This is a genomic window from Mycobacterium sp. NPDC050441, assembly GCF_040655355.1.
Taxonomy (GTDB): domain Bacteria; phylum Actinomycetota; class Actinomycetes; order Mycobacteriales; family Mycobacteriaceae; genus Mycobacterium.
This window is the reverse complement of the sequence record NZ_JBFAJS010000002.1, coordinates 830,835-846,612: the sequence shown is the minus strand read 5'-3', so window position 1 is coordinate 846,612 and position 15,778 is coordinate 830,835. Positions and strand designations below refer to the sequence as shown.

18 protein-coding genes are annotated in these 15,778 nt (G+C 63.3%); 9 read left to right on the top strand and 9 right to left on the bottom strand.

All coding sequences use genetic code 11. The annotated features are described in order from the left end of the window. On the top strand, positions 1-222 hold a 222-nt coding region (locus AB0I14_RS08990), incomplete at its 5' end, for an alpha-hydroxy-acid oxidizing protein (protein ID WP_358016832.1). Positions 223-1,047: 825 nt separating this feature from the next. Here AB0I14_RS08990 and AB0I14_RS08985 read toward each other — a convergent pair. Next, a complete protein-coding gene (locus tag AB0I14_RS08985) occupies positions 1,048-1,344 on the bottom strand; it encodes a helix-turn-helix domain-containing protein (RefSeq protein ID WP_358018947.1) in 297 nt (98 codons plus the stop codon). A 633-nt stretch (positions 1,345-1,977) separates the two neighbouring features. Between AB0I14_RS08985 and AB0I14_RS08980 the strand changes: the two genes are divergently transcribed. The 3 genes from AB0I14_RS08980 (at position 1,978) to AB0I14_RS08970 (ending at position 4,180) form a co-directional block, all read left to right on the top strand. Beyond that, positions 1,978-2,373 (top strand): STAS domain-containing protein, encoded by a 396-nt coding sequence (locus AB0I14_RS08980; RefSeq protein ID WP_358018944.1) that lies wholly within the window; start codon positions 1,978-1,980, stop codon positions 2,371-2,373. 5 nt (positions 2,374-2,378) lie between these two features. Next, positions 2,379-2,900, top strand: coding sequence for an ATP-binding protein (locus AB0I14_RS08975; protein ID WP_358019109.1), 522 nt, complete (start codon positions 2,379-2,381; stop codon positions 2,898-2,900). 398 nt (positions 2,901-3,298) lie between these two features. Next, entirely contained in the window at positions 3,299-4,180 is an 882-nt protein-coding gene (locus AB0I14_RS08970; RefSeq protein ID WP_358018941.1) for a universal stress protein, read from the top strand. 154 nt (positions 4,181-4,334) lie between these two features. Here AB0I14_RS08970 and AB0I14_RS08965 read toward each other — a convergent pair whose 3' ends face one another. Beyond that, positions 4,335-4,724, bottom strand: coding sequence for a hypothetical protein (locus AB0I14_RS08965; RefSeq protein WP_358018938.1), 390 nt, complete (start codon positions 4,722-4,724; stop codon positions 4,335-4,337). Between the two features lie 1,020 nt (positions 4,725-5,744). Here AB0I14_RS08965 and AB0I14_RS08960 point away from each other — a divergent pair. Then, a complete protein-coding gene (locus AB0I14_RS08960; protein ID WP_358018935.1) occupies positions 5,745-6,368 on the top strand; it encodes a vitamin K epoxide reductase family protein in 624 nt (207 codons plus the stop codon). A gap of 194 nt (positions 6,369-6,562) precedes the next feature. Here AB0I14_RS08960 and AB0I14_RS08955 read toward each other — a convergent pair whose 3' ends face one another. Further along, complete coding sequence (locus tag AB0I14_RS08955; protein WP_358018932.1) at positions 6,563-7,075, bottom strand: phage baseplate assembly protein V; 513 nt, start codon at positions 7,073-7,075, stop codon at positions 6,563-6,565. 91 nt (positions 7,076-7,166) lie between these two features. Next, positions 7,167-8,027 (bottom strand): phytanoyl-CoA dioxygenase family protein, encoded by an 861-nt coding sequence (locus AB0I14_RS08950; protein WP_358018929.1) that lies wholly within the window; start codon positions 8,025-8,027, stop codon positions 7,167-7,169. A 47-nt stretch (positions 8,028-8,074) separates the two neighbouring features. Between AB0I14_RS08950 and AB0I14_RS08945 the strand changes: the two genes are divergently transcribed. Continuing rightward, positions 8,075-8,650 (top strand): TetR/AcrR family transcriptional regulator, encoded by a 576-nt coding sequence (locus tag AB0I14_RS08945; RefSeq protein ID WP_358018926.1) that lies wholly within the window; start codon positions 8,075-8,077, stop codon positions 8,648-8,650. A 21-nt stretch (positions 8,651-8,671) separates the two neighbouring features. On the opposite strand, the gene AB0I14_RS08940 is transcribed toward AB0I14_RS08945, so the two are convergent. After that, positions 8,672-9,058 (bottom strand): hypothetical protein, encoded by a 387-nt coding sequence (locus tag AB0I14_RS08940; protein WP_358018924.1) that lies wholly within the window; start codon positions 9,056-9,058, stop codon positions 8,672-8,674. A 74-nt stretch (positions 9,059-9,132) separates the two neighbouring features. Here AB0I14_RS08940 and AB0I14_RS08935 point away from each other — a divergent pair, with 74 nt between their 5' ends. Continuing rightward, on the top strand, positions 9,133-10,215 hold the full coding sequence (locus tag AB0I14_RS08935) for an aldehyde reductase (RefSeq protein ID WP_358018921.1): 1,083 nt from the start codon (positions 9,133-9,135) through the stop codon (positions 10,213-10,215). Here the strand turns inward: AB0I14_RS08935 and AB0I14_RS08930 are convergent. Then, entirely contained in the window at positions 10,212-10,892 is a 681-nt protein-coding gene (locus AB0I14_RS08930; protein WP_358018918.1) for a TetR/AcrR family transcriptional regulator C-terminal domain-containing protein, read from the bottom strand. The two genes, AB0I14_RS08935 and AB0I14_RS08930, sit on opposite strands and share 4 nt — an antisense overlap. A gap of 154 nt (positions 10,893-11,046) precedes the next feature. On the opposite strand from AB0I14_RS08930, the gene AB0I14_RS08925 reads away from it, so the two are divergent. Both AB0I14_RS08925 and AB0I14_RS08920 read left to right on the top strand, forming a co-directional pair. Continuing rightward, a complete protein-coding gene (locus AB0I14_RS08925; protein ID WP_358018915.1) occupies positions 11,047-12,075 on the top strand; it encodes an NADP-dependent oxidoreductase in 1,029 nt (342 codons plus the stop codon). Positions 12,076-12,108: 33 nt separating this feature from the next. Further along, positions 12,109-13,227 (top strand): hypothetical protein, encoded by a 1,119-nt coding sequence (locus AB0I14_RS08920; RefSeq protein WP_358018912.1) that lies wholly within the window; start codon positions 12,109-12,111, stop codon positions 13,225-13,227. 9 nt (positions 13,228-13,236) lie between these two features. Here the strand turns inward: AB0I14_RS08920 and AB0I14_RS08915 are convergent, their stop codons facing one another. From AB0I14_RS08915 to AB0I14_RS08905, 3 genes are all read right to left on the bottom strand, one after another. Then, a complete protein-coding gene (locus tag AB0I14_RS08915) occupies positions 13,237-13,989 on the bottom strand; it encodes a hypothetical protein (protein WP_358018909.1) in 753 nt (250 codons plus the stop codon). An 87-nt stretch (positions 13,990-14,076) separates the two neighbouring features. Next, positions 14,077-14,625: a TetR/AcrR family transcriptional regulator gene (locus AB0I14_RS08910; RefSeq protein ID WP_358018906.1), complete on the bottom strand. Its 549-nt coding sequence runs from the start codon at positions 14,623-14,625 to the stop codon at positions 14,077-14,079. Positions 14,626-14,660: 35 nt separating this feature from the next. Further along, on the bottom strand, positions 14,661-15,773 hold the full coding sequence (locus AB0I14_RS08905) for an agmatine deiminase family protein (RefSeq protein WP_358019106.1): 1,113 nt from the start codon (positions 15,771-15,773) through the stop codon (positions 14,661-14,663). Between the last annotated feature and the right edge of the window lie 5 nt (positions 15,774-15,778).

The following is a 15,778-nucleotide window of genomic DNA, read 5'->3' as shown; positions in this document are numbered from 1 at the left end:
TCGGGTATCCGCAACGGGGCTGACATCGTCAAGGCTCTTGCGCTGGGTGCCACCGCGGTTGGGGTGGGCCGTCCGTATGCGTACGGGCTGGCGCTGGGCGGGGCGGAGGGCATCGTGCACGTGCTGCGGTCGTTGCTCGCCGAGGCTGATCTGATCATGGGCGTCGACGGGTACCCGACGCGCGCCGATCTCACACCCGACGCGCTGCGGCGAGTCGACTGATTTCCCCAGCCTGCCTGCCGCCTGCGTTCACTGCGCGGCGCGCCAGACCTCACGCTCCAACCCGCGTCCTAATACGTCCCACGCTTGCCGGCTCGTTACGGGGCAGCGCCTGTCGACCTCGACGCCACAATTTCTCCGTGGCCCGACAGCTCATGGTCACTATCGCTGCACCGCCCGAAGATGATGAGCAGCGCCACGACCAGCAGCAACCACACCCACATCGGTGCGCGGTATTGAGCCATCAGGTGGGCCTCTCGATCTCGGGAGACCCCAGTTTGGCTTGGTGCGGTGGTACACCGAAAGGGCCACAAGACCCTAGATTCCAGCTACTCAATCTGTGCATGCAGGAACGTCTTTTCTGCCCCGAGGAATCCATGCGTCGGCGATGCGGAGCGGCGCGGTTGGCTTACTTCGGATTCCCAAATACGCAGCAACGTAGAGTCGTTCAGCGATCGGCCGCCGGTCGAAGGTCCCTGCCCGGGAGGGCTGGTTAGGTAGCGATACTGCTGAGTCCACCCAAGTAGGGTCAAGAGACCCTAGGACGGGGCAACCCATTGCGCCTAGCGTGGCTGTTGCTGCGGACGTGGCGAGTCACTTTGCTCACGTGGGCGTGCATCAAGGGCAGGCGCGCTACGTCCGCAGTTCGATCACCCAAGGCGCAGTCCAGCTGAGCGCCGCGTCGTGCTTCCCAGTCCAGCGAGGAGGGTCGCAGCAGGGTTACGGGAAGCCGGACTGGTCCTGCCGCAGAGGGACTTTCGGCAACTCGTTGTGCCCGGTGCAATCTTGCGCCGGTGGCGATCGCCCTTGCCCCGTTCTTCCTCCTCGTCAGTCCACGTAGCGCCACGTCTGTCGGCGAACAACTTTGGATACGCTGGCTTGTGTTACACCGAATCTGGCGGCCAACTCGTGCTGACTCATTCCCGATGCTGACAAGCGGCGGATTTCGCGGACCTCGTCGGGAGTGAGAACGTGGTAAGTCGGCAGCGTGCGCTGACTGCAGATGTAGTGCGACTTGTTGTAGTGCGATACACAAAGGCCCCTCGCCTTCGGCGGCCGGTCACAGTGATGGCAGCGGCCTTCGACGATGTGATGGTCGTCGCACCCGTCGACGGAACACTTCATCGGTCTCATCGCTCGACTACACGGCAGTAGCGGTTTCGGGTATGGATGGAGTCGGCAGCACCGACTTTCGCAACGAAGCACAGCATGGGGTGAACTCCTCTTTGAGTGGGCCGTGTGGTGGGCCGATTCGTTCCACCACACGGCCTCAATCGATACGACGGGCGTCTCTTGTCTGCCGGCGGCTGATTCGACTGCGGGCGGCGCCGTCGGTACGACGTCCGAGCTAAACAGCATGGGATCTGTGCAAGCTAGTGGCGAATGACCTTTGTCTGCCTGTCGGCGGCATGAAATCCCTGACCCCTATACGGGGCTTTCGGCCCTAGCGTCAGTATACGAATTGTGAACTGGCACAGACCCGGATCGGCTCCACGGCGAAATCGGGACCACCTGGACACTTGCGGCGTATTGGCCCCTTGTGGAGCTGTAATCCCGTCTCCTGAAAGCGGACTGAACGCTGCCGTGAAAACTCGATGCGCGCGAGTGTCCCACAACGATGGCAGAGCCGAGTATGGGACTTTTGCCTCTATTGCCGAGGGACCTCATCGACGTAAACACAACAGGGCTGCGCGACCGACGGTTGCCAAGCCGCGACGGTGCAGACCAGGTAGACCGGAACCCAGGGAAGGTCAGGAGATGACGAGTAGGCCAGACCCGGCAACCAACGGCAGTCGGCCAACGTCCAACTGCACAATCACAGAGCAACGCCGAGGTCATATCTGCTTGATCGCAGTAGCGGGAACTCTCGACGCGCTGACACTTCACCAGCTGGAAGCCGCGATGACCTGGCTCGCGACCAACACACCCAAAGCCGTGGTCGTGGATCTGAGCGCAGTGGATTTTCTCGCATCAGCCGCGATGGGGCTGCTTGTGTCCGCACATAACGCCCTCACCCCGGCTGCTCGGTTCGCTGTTGTCGCAAGCGGGCCGGCCACCGGTCGCCCGCTCGCACTCGTTGGCATCACCAACATTGTTGACGTGTATGCCACGCTTGGTGAGGCGTTAGCCGCCCTGGCGGAGCAAGCAAATTGACCGGGGTGAGCGGACGGATAGACACCGCGGGCGCCGTTGGGTCCGCACGGTTTCGTAGGCTCGGCGTCCCCGCGACACTGACGCACGTTGCACAACTACGCTTTGAGTTCTCGGATTGGCTGCACAGGAGTTTCACGTTGGCTCCGCACAAGTCCAGCGACATCGTGCTTGCGGTCCACGAAGCCTTGGCCAACGCTGCTGAGTTCGCATACATCACCAGAGCCCAACACGGGGTGATGCATCTACGGGCCGATTATAAGGAGCCGGAGACTCTCACCGTCACAGTCGCCGACGAAGGGCGTTGGCGTATAAGAGATCCCGCTACTGAGCAGGATCCGGCCCGCGGTCGTGGGATCCACCTCATGCGCGCGCTTGCCGACCGTGCAGCGGTTGAGTCCGCACCAGCTGGCACGCAGGTTCGGTTGCAGTGGGGCAACATCCAGCCGGCGCCCCAGGAGCGCTCCAGTACCCCGAAACCCAGTGGTAGTCCCGGGCTCATTGATCTGCCGATCCGCACGTTCGAGTAGTCGAGCGCCAAGTCGTCTCGGTGTCCGCTTGACGCGGAGGGTCAGCAGTGAGCGGTCACGCTGGGTTACTTTCGGCGGGGAAATCGTGCGATTCGACGTCGAAGATCCATTCGTGACCGTCATCAAGCTCGATGACGGGCGGCATGTGCTGGCTACCGAGTGTCTCTACTCCCTGGAGCAGCCGCGGACCTGATCCGGATGGTGGCCTGCCAGTGCAGGGCCAAGGAGCGCCAGGCCTGGTCGGTGAACAATGTCCTCACCTCGACGCCGGTACCCCTATGGCAGGCACCACATCGGTCCGAGAAGAGGACCTTTGGCCCTAATGAACATCGGCCGAGGCGACTTAGTGTCAAGGTCAGGGCTAATCAGCGAGCCGCAGCTCAATTTAGGGGCGCACGATGATCGACAGCACAGACACGGCAAGGCTTTTCGTTGCAGTTGACGCCTCAGCCGGGTCGGATGCAGCCATCAGATGGGCGGCGCGCGAAGCCGTCTTGCGTTCGGCGTCTGTGACGTTGGTTCACGTTGTCACGCCGGACGCGGTCGGCTGGCCGACGCCTCGCTTGGACGGAAACATCACCCAGTGGCAGAAGGACAACGCCGAGCAAGTCCTCAAGCAGGCCGAGGAGACACTCCGCACCGACATCGGCAACTCTGCGACTCCTACCGTGCAGTCACAGGTGCTGTTTGGCAGCGTTGTCGGCGAGATTGTCGAAGCGACCAACCAATCAGAGCTTGTTGTCGTGGGAACTCGAGGGATGAACGCGGTAGGACGAGCGATCCTCGGTTCGGTGAGCAGCGGACTGGTCCATCATGCACGTTGCCCGGTCGCGGTGATCCACGCATTGGACACTGAGGCCGCCAGCCATACGTCTCCGATCCTGCTGGGCATCGACGGATCTCCCGCCTCCGAGAAGGCAGTCGCGCTGGCGTTCGACGAGGCCTCTCGTCGCGGTGTCGATATCGTGGCCTTGTACGCATGGTCGGACGTCGGTGCGTTTCAGGGACTCGGCCTTGACTGGCGTCAGTGCGAGGCCGAGGGACTTGAAATTCTGGACAAGCAGCTGGCAGCTTGGTGTGAGCGGTACCCCGAAGTACGGGTGTATCAGCGGGTCGTACGTGACCAGCCGGCCAGATCGCTTATCGATGAATCACGCCACGCGCAACTCGTCATCGTGGGCAGTCACGGCCGGGGCGGCTTCGCCGGAATGCTTCTTGGATCGGTCAGCTCCGCAGTGGCCCAGTCGGCCCAGGCGCCGGTGATCGTCGTTCGGAGCTAGCTGTCTTGTCCCTGTCTCACCCCCGTCGCAAGCTACGCTGACGGTCAAATGACACGCGGTGTCCACTTGGCGTGGTTCCCGCAGCCGATGAGTGGTGGATCATGGTTCTGGCAGCAGCGATCCAAACTCGAAGTGGCACTGGCCGATGTTCCGGTTACGCATATCGGGTATCACTGACGATTCGGTCGATGATCTCCCTGGCGGCAGCCATGTGCCTGTAGGCCTGGTTCATGTCGGTATCGAACTCGGCCCGATAGCTGATCATGGCACCGCCAATTGTCGACAGGCAGATATGCGCAGCGTCATGTGCGTCATCCGTCGCGGCAGTCAGTTCGGCGGTCAGTTCGGCGGTCAGCCGCGCATCAGGCGTCGGCATGCGGGCGGCAAGGTCAACGGCGGCCATGTCGTGCATGTTTTCGCATGCCGGTTTCAATGCCTCAACATCCCCCTGCTGCAACGCCTCCTGCGAGTCATCCAGGGCCGTCCGAAATGCGATGAAATCGGTGCGACCGTCGATCCACCACATTCGGATCGCCGCGTCCACTGACGCACTCTGGATCGAGTTCCGCTCCCCGCGTTGGTGCACCCATGCCGGGACTGTCATCACGAGCGCAACGGCGAGAACTCCTATAAGACTTAGAATCAACATATTTCGGCCAGAAAGCTGATGCGACCGAACGCCGCCGGGTTCCTTCGTCTCAGCCATTGATGACCCACACTGGTTGCACAAGCCCAGTTGTGCCGGGCTCTCATGCCCATTCGGGCTGGTCGCCATCGTGAGCTCCTTACCACTTATGGGAGCGCCGGTGTATCCCTGCCCCTTCATCCCGCTTGCGGTTCTCATACTCGCTCGCTCCAAGCGGTGCTACTGAGTGACAATGCCAGTCTCAGCGTGTGTGCAGACGTGCGTCAAGGGTCTTTTGGCCTACTTCGCAAGGACTTTCGGCAGGTGTTCAGCAGTACTCCCAAACATCTCGGGCTGGTGAACTATTCGCGCGGGACCAAAGTCCCTCACCCCTCGCAAAACCCCAACTGCCCCGCCGGTGTGGGATAGTTGCCGACTATTGCCCTGGCCGCCAAGGCGTTACGGGCAATCCGCCACGACCGGAAGGTTGACCTGGTGTCGAGTCCAAAAGTTGTTGCGACCGCGCGAGAGCGAATGCCAGCCATGGGCACTTCGAGTGTTGTCAGGCTCGCGCTAGTCGCTGCATCAGGAGAAACCCATTCAAATCACCTCGGTAAGAAGGTGATTCGCAGACCGGTGAAACCGCTCCCACAACCTGAGCACCGTCACTGCTTTTGGGGACGTTCTGCTGTCTGCTGGTCGCATTGACGCTTTCGGCCGGCCATTGAATCCGCGTAACGCGACGGTGCCAAGACAATTCGCTCCCCACGAGCCCGATACTTGAGGACTTTTGGCCGTAGCTGCGGCACTTGGCCGAGGGTAAATTCGTCTCGGCCTGCATCAACAGGCTTCAGAAGGGTTTTGCATGCGCATCAGACCGAATCGTCCGCCGCCTTTGTGGATTTGTGGGACTGATGGATGAGCCGCGCCGACCGATCCATGAGTAAGGACACAGCTGAGGCCGAGGTGGCAGAGACCGAGGAATCCCCCGAACTACCCGTCGGCAAGGCCAGTGCGGTCTATGTGCTGATCGCCGGAATCCTCGGCCTGGCAGCGGCGACGGCACTGACCGTCGAGAAGATCGAGCTGCTGATCGACCCGTCCTACGTGCCCTCGTGCAGCATCAACCCGGTGATCTCGTGTGGTTCCGTGATGGTCACCTGGCAGGCCTCGGTGCTCGGTTTCGCCAATTCGCTGATCGGGATGGTCGCCTTCACCATCACCCTGGTCACCGGCGTGCTGGCTGTCGGCGGCATTCGGTTGCCCCGCTGGTACTGGACGGGTTTGGCAGCAGGAACGCTCCTGGGTTCGGCGTTCGTGCACTGGTTGATCTTTGAGAGCCTGTACCGCATCGGCGCACTGTGTCCGTACTGCATCGTGGTGTGGGCGGTCACCATCCCGCTGCTGGTGGTGGTTGGCTCGATCGCGCTACAACCGCCGCGCCGGAATGCGGTCGCTCGAACGATTTATCAGTGGCGCTGGTCGATCGTGGCGCTCTGGTTCACCTCAGCGGTGCTGTTGATCATGGTGCGATTCTGGGAATACTGGTCAACGCTGCTGTGAAGCCCCGGGGACCTTCGATATCTCCTGTGCAGCCCCGCGTCTCACTGCGATCAGGGCACGCCACACTAGACGTGACGTCGACTAGTCGAAGAGTTGCTGCCCCGAACGCCTCACTTCCGGACAGGAAATGAGAATGGGAATCTCGCGCACCCACTGGCCATCCATTGCCTGACTTGGGTTCGTATCCGGCGCGGTCACATGATGTTGCCGACGCCGGGCGTATAGGACGGCGATATCACGCCGCTGGACGCGACCATCGTTGTGCACGTGACGGTGCCGCTGAAATTGGCCGTCGGTGCATGAAAGTTGACCACCGGAGCGGTAATCGTCAGGCTGCCATCGGATTCGAGGACAATCTCGGTTCCGTTGGGATGCAGCAGTCGCACTTCCTGCGCGGGGTTGTCGATCACCACCTGATGTCCGCTGCGCAACGTCAGCGACCGTACGGCAGGGGTCGGTGGATCTCGCCACAACGCGCCTACCACGTACGGCCGGGTGGGGTCGCCCGCCTCGAAGGCGACGAGAACCTCTGTGCCCACGGCCGGCACCTCCTGCGCGACGCACGTGACGGGCTGTGCGACTGGCGCCCACAGCGTCTGACCGCCCGCGTCGGCGGGCAGGATCACCGCTACTCGCCCCGCCAGTTCCGGATCGACAATGTCAGTGACGAGGCCCCGGTAGACCCCGAACACATGCTGATTCGTCATGTCATCGATGATCACTGCTAGCGATGCTGACATAGTGCGTCTTGCCCAGATTGGGCTCGGGTTCGGTCCAGACACCCGCCTTCGCACACGGTTACGTTCCGACGGGCTGGGCTCCCGGTTCGAGTAACCGCTTCGGGTGCATGCCGTCCACCTGGCCGATGAACGGCGGGTGGATGCTGTAGCCGAGCATGCGACGGATGTCCTCGGACACCGCCCGCACCGTGTCGCGGGTCATCGACAAGGTGAACGCCTCCTGCGGTCGCAGCCACGGCTCGCAGTACTGCGCCGTAACGGCCAGGCGTGCGTTGGCGGTTCGGTTGGCGCCTCCGCCGTGCCACAAGGTGCCGGGAAAGAACACGCACGACCCGGCGCTCATGACCACCGGTTCGCGTTCGGCGGGCTCGGGCAGCCGATCGCCCCACAGGTGGCTGCCGGCCACGATGTCGGTGGCACCGTTGTCGGCGGTGAAATCATCGATCGCCCAGATCGTGGCTGCGCCCAACGCTTTTCGCGGCCTGGGCAGCGGGTAGAAGCCATCGTCGGTATGCAACAGCTGCGCATGCTCCCCCGGCAGGATGTTGATCACCTGCAACATCGACAGCAGATAGTTGGGCATGAACAGCCGATCCAGCAGCGCCAGCACGCGCGGATGATCGGCGATCCGGTCGCAGCTCCGGGTCTTGTTGAACACGCTGTACACCCGCTGGGTGGTGTGTCCTTCGAATCCGTTGCGGCCCCGCCGATCCAACAGCGGCCCTACCGCCGCCCGGATCGCGTCGAGCTCGGCCGCATCGAGCAGATCAGGCAGGATCACATACCCGTCGCGAAGCATCGCGGCCAAATCTGCCTCGGCTACCTCCGGGTCGACCTGTTCACCACTGCTGCAGGTCCGCCGATACGTACCCGCCAGGTCACCGGCCAATTCGGTCAACGAGGTCACTTCAGTGCTCATTGCTGCCCCTACCCGAAACATAACTGATTTCTGTTATGGTTTGGACTATGGCACGGGCCCCGGTCGGACGTCAACAACTACTCGACGCGGCCCGCGATGAACTCGTACACGGAAACGGTGCCATCGAACTGAGCGGGTTGACCCGACGCGCCGGGCTCAGCACCGGCGCGCTCTACCACCACTTCGGATCGAAGAGTGGTCTGCTGGCGGCCATCTATGACGGCTTCTACGACGGGCTCCGGCACGCCATCGCCGACGCCCACTTGCCCAGCGGCGACTGGGCTACGCGTGAACGCGATCGGACCCACCGTTTCGTCGCCTATCACCTCGCCGACCCACTGGCGCCAATCCTGCTCAACCGCACCGCGAGCGACCCGCAACTCACCGAGCTCGAGGCCGCCTACATTCATGACCTCATCGACAACGCCGCCGCCAACATCCGCCACGGCCAGCAACTCGGTGAACTTCCAATGGACCTGGATTCCGACAGCGCGGGCGCTTACGTCATCGGCGGCCTGCGCCACGGCATCGCACAACAGCTCCGAGTCACCCCGACACCAAACGCCGACGAGGCTACTCAGACGCTCTGGCGCTTCACCGCTGCCGTCCTCGGCATCACCTAGACCGACGATGCCCTACCGCAGTCAGCCTCGGTCGTTTTGACCGCGGCCGGTAATCCGGTTCAGGGTGGAGACGCCCGGGAGGTTGGTCAACATCCGGAAGACGTCGTTGCCCGTGCTGATCAACGATTCGAGTTGCGGCAAGAGGCGGTCCAGCGTGCGGAACATCGGGTCCGCCATGGCCATATACCGCTCGGTCCGATCGATCGTGGTGTTGAGCCGTTCGGTCGCGACAGCAAGATTCTCCAGCAAATCGGGCAATTGAGCGGCGAGTTGAGCCGACGCCGGCGGAATACGCATCGCGCCGCTCGCCACCGCCTGTGCGGCTCCCACTGCGGACTGGGCCGTCTCGACAGCCGCCTGAGCGGCCGATTTGAGGTCGCTGGGTTTAGGTACCTTCTGGCTACTCATACCGATAACTGTCCCGCACACAGGCCGTCCCGTCAGCCATATCCTCGAGGCTGACCCGTACGAGAGGAACCCGCATGAGCACATCCCGTACACCGATCGACCCGGACGCTCCGGTACTCGTGACAGGCGCCAGCGGCTACATCGGCAGCTGGATCGTCCGCTACCTACTCGAAGCCGGGCACACCGTGCACGGCACGGTGCGCAACCCGCAGAAGCCCTCAGGGTTGGAGCATCTACACAAGCTGTCGGCCGACCATCCCGGCCGGCTGACACTGTTCAAGGCAGACCTCCTCGAGCCCGGCAGCTTCGACGAGGCGATGGAGGGTTGCGAGCTTGTCATGCATACCGCCTCGCCATTCCTGCTTTCGGGCTTCAAGGATGCGCAGGAAGCGTTGATCCGCCCCGCGCTGGAGGGCACCCGCAACGTGCTGGACTCGGTCAACCGCACCGAGAGCGTCAAACGCGTGGTCCTCACCAGTAGCGTGGTCGCGATCTACGGGGACACCTGTGAGTCACGGGACGTGCCGAGCGGCGTCTTCACCGACGAGCACTGGAACACCACCAGCACTGTCGACCACCAGCCGTACTCTTACTCCAAGACGGTGGCGGAGCAGGAGGCCTGGCGGTATCAGAAGGCGCAGGAACGCTGGGACATGGTCACCATCCACCCGGGCCTGGTGCTCGGCCCTGCCCTGACCAGTGCCAGCGACTCGGCCAGCCTGAGCACGATGAAGCAGTTCACCGACGGCAGCCTGCTGGCCGGAGCACCCGCGCTGACCATGGGCGTGGTGGACGTGCGGGACGTCGCCGATGCCCACCTGCGGGCCGGGTACACCCCCGAGGCGCATGGCCGTTACATCGTCAATGCCGATTCTCTGACGCTTTTGGAAATAGGCAAGGTCCTGCGCCGCCGGTTCGGTCCGTTCTACCCGTTCCCCAGGATGACCGCGCCCAAGGTGCTCGTGAAGGCCATCGCCCCGGCTGCCGGGCTCACACGAGAGTTCGTCGAGCGCAACGTGGGATATCCATTGGTGTTCGACAACAGTCGCAGCCGCAACGAGCTGGGGCTGGCCTACCGGCCCGCCGCCCAGACTGTCACCGATCATTTCCAGCAGATGCTCGACGACGGGCTGGTCCGCCGGATGCCCGGCAGCTAGTCCGTCGGTTCTGGCGGAAGCCCGTATTGCACCGCTATGCCGGTGAGCAGCATCGTCATTCGCTGTTGAAATGTGGCTTCGCTGAACGGGTCGTAACCGAACTGGGCGACGGCGCGCAACGTCGGATAGTCCGAAGCGGGACGTTTGGCGATGAATTTGAAGATCCGGGCCCGCCACGGCTGTCCGTTTTCGGCATGCAGGTGTTCGCGATGTGCCTCGGTGACACTGCCGATCGCCATCGCGCTCACCGCAGCCCACACTGCCATCGCGTCATCGGGCACCAGGCCGTGCCCCGCGAGCGCCTCGACCGCATCGCCGTTGCACTCCATCTCCATTTCGTCGCGCACCCCACCCGTGACGAACTTCTCCACCAGCGCCGGCTCCGACGCCAGCACTGTCCGGATGTAGGACGCATAGCTGCGCATCCAGGTCGCCCAGTGCTCGCCGGCGTACCGCGGCGGCGGCGACATGACCAGCGCGCTCTCGGCAGCGAGACGCAGCAGATCGTCCTGGTTCTTCACGTGGTGATAGAGCCCGGGAAGGCTGATTCCGAGATGCTCGGCAAGCCGGCGCATGGTGACGTTCTCACTGCCGATCTCGAGCACCGCCGCAACGATCGCACTCTGGTCGATGCGGGGCGGCCGACCGCGACGTGGCGTTAAGTCATTGGAGGTCATGGCATCCCGGTCGTTTCTCCCGCAGGCTCATCGGTGTCCTCCCGCCTGGCGAGACACTTTCAATCTGGGGCTTGACGGTAATCGATATGAGTTCTAAGAATCAATATGAAAATTCGGATGACCATCTCGATCTGTCACAGAAATGAGCAGCCACATGACTGACGCCGCGCACCGCCAGAACCGTCAGGTCCTGTTGCGCCGCCGCCCTGATGGGCTGGTCTCCCCCGACGACACGGAGATGGTGACCACGCCGGCGCCGGTACCCGCCGAGGGCGAGGCGCTGCTGCGGACGACGTATGTCGGTATCGACGCTGCCGCACGCACGTGGCTGGACGGCGAGCCCGGCTACCTTCCGCCCCTCGAGCTGGGCGAGGTCGTCCGCGTCGCCGGCATCGGCGAGGTTGTCGAATCACGTTGTGATGCTTACAAAGTAGGCGATCTTGTGACCACCCTGACCGGATTGCAGGACTACGCGATCATCCGCGACGACCTGTTCAGCACGCCGGTGGTCGGCTACACCGATCCACTGGCCGTGATGTCGATCTACGGACCGACGGGCGCGACGGCCTACTTCGGGATGAAGGGCGTCGGCAATCCGCAAGCCGGCGAGACCGTCGTCGTATCGGCGGCCGCCGGTGCCACCGGGTCGGTGGCCGGCCAGATCGCCAAGATCGCCGGCGCTCGGGTGGTCGGTATTGCCGGTGGCCCGGACAAGTGCCATGTCGCGGTCGAGGATTTCGGTTTCGATGCCTGCGTCGACTACAAGGCCGGCGACCTGACCGCCGCGCTCAAAGAAGCGTGCCCCAACGGGATCAACGTCTATTTCGACAACGTCGGCGGCGACGTCCTCAATGCAGTGCTGGCCAACCTCGCGCACAAGGCGCGCGTGGTGATGTGCGGCATCATTTCCAGCTATCTCAACGGCGGGCACCCCGGGCCGTCCAATTACGTGAACCTGCTCGCCACAGCCTCGACGATGCAGGGCTTCATCGCACTGGAAGAGTGGGCGCGTTTCGACGAGGCGTTCGCCGCGCTGCAGGGTTGGGAGCAGCAGGGCCTGCTGGTGCATCGCGAAACCGTGTACGAGGGGCTGGAGTCCAGCATCGAAGCCCTCAACGGCCTGTTCAACGGGGCCAACATCGGCAAGATGCTGGTGAAGATCAACGAGCCCGGCGGAGCGTGACAGCCGCTAGGCAGGTGACGAGGAGCTGACGCGATGCTGACGCCGTTCGACGACTACCCCATCCACTCGTCGGGAGATCCGGTCGCGACACCGGCCAGTGCCGACCCCAACCACTACGACCGCTACTGGTTCAACGGTCACCAGCGTGACGGCGAGTTCTACTTCGGTGCGGCGATGGGCCACTACCCCGTTCGCGGGGTCATCGACGCCGCCTTCAGTCTGGTGAAAGACGGGGTGGAACATTCGATCTTCGCCTCGGGGGCCATGCCGCTGGATCGGTCAGCGACCATCGGCCCGTTCCATATCGAGGTCGTCGAACCACTGCGCACCATCCGGTACATCGTCGATTCCAACGAGCACGGCATCGCCTGCGATCTGACCTTTCGCGCGACCACCGTCGCCATCGAGGAGCCCCGCCAACAGCGGCGTACCGGTGAGGGCATCGTGCTGACCGATCACACCCGGCTCACCCAGTGGGGGTCCTGGGATGGGACGGTCTGTGTGGACGGCGAGGATCTAACGGTCGTGGCCGGTGCGGTACCCGGGACCCGGGACCGATCCTGGGGCGTTCGACCCATCGGTGAGCAGGTACCGGTCCTCCGTCAACCGATGCCGTTCCAGGTGTTCTGGCTCTGGGCACCATTGCATTTCGGAGACCGCTTCACGCACTACGCCTTCCACGAACGCGAGGACGGCCGCCGGTGGTTGGAGACGGCACAGATTCTGGATCCGATACCGACGGGCGCTTCCCCGTGCAGCCTTGTGGGTGTGCGCGAGTGCTACGATATCGGGTACGAACTCGAGTGGGAGCCGGGACGGCGGGAGATCCGACGGGCCCATCTGTGGTTCACCGATCCCGTCGAAGGTGAGACCCATATCGAGGTCGAGAAGCTCTACACCTTCCGGATGCGCGGGATCGGCTACTGGCATCCGCACTGGGGACACGGCACCAATCACGGGCAATTCGAGATCGGCCGGGAATCCATAAATCTCGATGACTTCGACCCGACCGACTTTTCCTCGATTCACCTGCAGAACGTCGTCAAGGCCACCATGGGTGAGCGCACCGGGATCGGTGTCGTCGAACAGATCGCGATCGGACCGCACGCGCCATCGGGGCTCACCGGATTCATCGACGGCTACCAATCCTGAGGCCGCTGGTCACTGCGACGTATCATGTTGCAATGGAGCTGATTTCGCAGCCGCCAACAGTTTCATGACGCGCAGGGTCTTCGGTTCGTCGGTATCGTCCAGAGCCAGCCCGCGTGCCGTCACTTCGTCAGTCAGCGCCTGTTGCCCGGCACCAGCCTGATCGACTTCCGTGACACGAATGGAGAGTTCCAGGAAATCTGCTCCGGCGACCGTCCATCGCTCTGCGGAAACATGGTCGACCGCGCCGACGGTCGCGTTCTTCCACTGGGTCGCAGCGATGGGGCCCAACGCCGTCAGCCCACCAAACGCAACGCGAATCTCGCCGCAGTCGGCCAGGAAGTCGAGTTGGGGCTTTGTGAATGCCTTGGCGAGACGGCCATCCCCGTCGAGGGCCGACTTGATGCTTCCCTCATCGAGATCAGCCTTGCATGATGCGGCCAGCACGTGCTTTGAACGCGACCAATCGCCCTCGACCGTCAAGGCGGTGTCGCTGCTGGCGACATCTCCCCACTGGCCGACCAGTTGTGACCACCGGCACGGACGCAGCTTGACCGTCGAGTCTTCGCCACCATCCTTGTTTCTGCGCAATCGCAGCACGATGCCGGCGCTCAGTAACGGCAGGGACGGCCGCGCACCCTCGGTCAGATCATCGAGGAACCAGACTTTGCGCGGCTTACCGGCGTTCAGCCCCAACACCGACAGCGCACGGTCGACGTCACCTTTGACATTCACTTTGATCTCGACCGCACTTGGCTCAGGCATCTCGGCCTCCCTGCAGTTCGCGCCCCCCGGATCGGGTGCCTTCCTGTGACCGTATTCGGGTCACACGTCGGGGAAACGAGTACCGCTCTACCCCAATTCGGCCGTAATAGCGCCGGTTAGCAGCTGTTGTGCGCGTTCGAGCGTGATAGATCCGCTCAACCAACGTTCGCTGAGGCCCTCGACGAGCGCAGTGAGACGTTCGGCTGCGTCACCCGAATTGATTCTCGGATCGGCCTTTTCAGAATCCTGCGCTGCCTTGATGAGCTTCTCCAGATCAGCCGACCAGGCCCGTGTGGCATCGCGAAGTGGCAAGCGAAGATCCTCGTTGAACACCGCACTGGCCCGCAGTTCGCCCCAGGCGATGCTGTTCTCGCGGACGGTCGGGCTGCCCTGGATCTCGAGGAGCAGCATCTGCTCGATCTGCGTTCGCGGATCCGTCGATTCCAGCGCTTGGTCCGTGTAGCGCGCGGCGCGATCGTTGACATACTCCAGAGCACGCCGGATCAGCCCGGCACGATTGCCGAAGTGGTAGTAGATCAATGCGGTCGAGATGCCCGCCTCGGCGGCGAGGGTTTCGACGCGCAGCCCGCGCACGCCGCTCTGGGCGATCACCCGGACCGCGGCCTCCAGGATCATTGTCTGGCGATCGGACACACGACCTCCGTTTGACGTCAAGCCGGTTCTTGTTGGGTGGTGCAGTGAATGCCGCCGCCTCCGGCTGCGATGGCATCGATGTTGATCTGCACCACACGGCGGCCCAGGAAGAGCCGTGTCAGCTCCTGTTTGGCGATCTGATCTGTCTCAGGGTCGCCGAATTCGGGCGCGATCACGGCGCCGTTGCAAACGTAGAAGTTGATGTACCCGGCGGCGAAATCCTCCGATTCGAACTCCGGCCGAACTCGCTCGGGCGCTTCGAGCACGACGACCTCCAGTGAGCGGCCCTTGGCGTCGGTCGCCGTTCTGAGAATGTCGAGATGCTCCGCGGTGACGTCGTAGTCGAAGGATTCGGGATCGGGATCCAGACCGGCGACAACCACGCCGGGGCGGGCGAAGCGGGCGTAGAAGTCAGTGTGGCCGTCGGTGATGTCCTTGCCGGCGATGCCCGGTAGCCAGATGATCTTCTCCAGACCCAGCAGGCGCGCCAACTCGTCCTCGACATCGGTTTTCGACCAGCCCGGATTTCGGTTGTCGTTGAGGACGCAACTCTCGGTGATGAGTGCGGTTCCGTCACCGTCCACCTCGATGCCGCCGCCCTCTAGAACCAGGTCAGTAGACAGGGATTCGACGCCCGCCTGGCCGCTGACGAAGTCAGCCACAGCCGCGTCGCGATCAAAGTCCTGCTTCTCACCCCACCCGTTGAAGTTGAAGTTGACGCCGGCTTTCGTGCCGCTCCCCGTCACGAACACCGGTCCGGTATCGCGCATCCAGAGGTCGTCGAGAGGCGCCTCGATGAGTTCGACGGACGGCCCGACGAGGTCGCGGGCCTGGTCGAGGTCTTCCGACCGGACCAGCATCGACACCGGCTCGAACCGCGCAATCGTCTGCGCGATGGTCGCCAGATTGCGACGCACTTCGGGAAGCAGCGCAGCACCCCAGATCGCCTCGCTCGCACCGAATGCCATCCAGGTCCGCTTGTGCGGGTCCCCCTCTTCGGGCATCCGCCACTCGCGCTCGTCGCCGCCGCGGTCCTCCCCCGTAGCTGACGGTGCGCGGTCTGTACACCCCGCCGTCAGCAGCGCACCGATCGTAACCACGCCCGACTCGAGGAACGTTCGCCTCATCATCACGG